At 34.6% G+C, this 1,064-nt stretch carries 1 protein-coding gene and 1 pseudogene; both read right to left on the bottom strand.

Annotated features, from left to right (window positions below):
• Positions 1-165, bottom strand: a pseudogene (locus WS44_RS10215) (6-phospho-alpha-glucosidase); the annotation flags it as partial.
• A 772-nt stretch (positions 166-937) separates the two neighbouring features.
• Positions 938-1,064: zinc ribbon domain-containing protein (locus WS44_RS09520; protein WP_046434119.1), on the bottom strand; the 127-nt coding region annotated here is incomplete at its 5' end.

Genomic DNA, 1,064 nt, shown 5'->3' with positions numbered 1-1,064 from the left:
CTTAACAGCTTCACCAATCTTCTTTTGACGTTCTGCATCGTTATCGTAGAACTTCAATTGTCTCATTGGGAACTTGTCTTGGCTCTTGATTAAGTCGAGGACAAATCCTGGTGTAAAAGTACTACCACCACCGGCAATAACTACTGAATATTTCTTACCGTTCATCTTATTTCTCTCCTTTGAATAAGTTTTTATCTCTTCTTTTGTTCCGTTTCATTTACCTTACGGTTATATTTATATCATCATTTTTTGAAAATGTATTCGTTTTCATTGCCTTCAGACTTTGTTTCGCGGCTTGGAACTCGTTTCGACCCATGAAATATTTTTTATACCATATACGGAATAGCTATCCTGTTACTTTAACCGAGAGAAATTATTAAAGAAGAGAAAAAACTTAGCCAATCTGTTATTTCAAATAGAGCCTATATTGTATAACGTATAGGATTAATTTGACGTATTGGATATTTTGTTAGTTATACATAGCTTTAATTGCTAGATTTAGCCTGAGATGCCCTTTTTAGCCATATATTGTGTTTTTTATGAGCACGCAATTATTGCTATTTTTTATTTATGTATTCATATAGTTAATATGGATTAGGTGCTAAAAATCGCCGATATAACGGTATTTCTTAGCTTTTTGATTTTACTTATTTCAAATAATTTGTGTTATATCTATTAACTATTTTATATATTCTGATTTTCGATAAAAAAACATAAAATCATTTATTAGCCGTATAGAATTGCTTTTTTTAGCGCGTCAACTACCCTAGACTGAAGTCTAGGGCTTAGTGGCTCGTTAGCTTGCGCTAACCAGAACACCAACTTGCTTAGATACGGACTTGACTTACCAGCAATAGTCTTTTGACTATTGCCGATAGAGGTCGTCTAATTACCAAAGCCTTTTAAGTCCGCGAGTTGCTAACGGACTGCAGCCTTTCTAGGCTGCTTTTTTTATTTTAGGATTTTGCCACTTGCTTAATCCTTTTTCTAAGATGTTCACGGCCGCATTCCAATCACGAATATGGGGCATTCGACAAATTGGACAAGTCCACTCCCGATCCTTA

This window comes from Lactobacillus sp. N54.MGS-719 (assembly GCF_000980505.1).
Classification (GTDB): Bacteria; Bacillota; Bacilli; order Lactobacillales; family Lactobacillaceae; genus Lactobacillus; species Lactobacillus amylovorus.
This window is presented reverse-complemented; position numbering and strand designations above follow the sequence as displayed.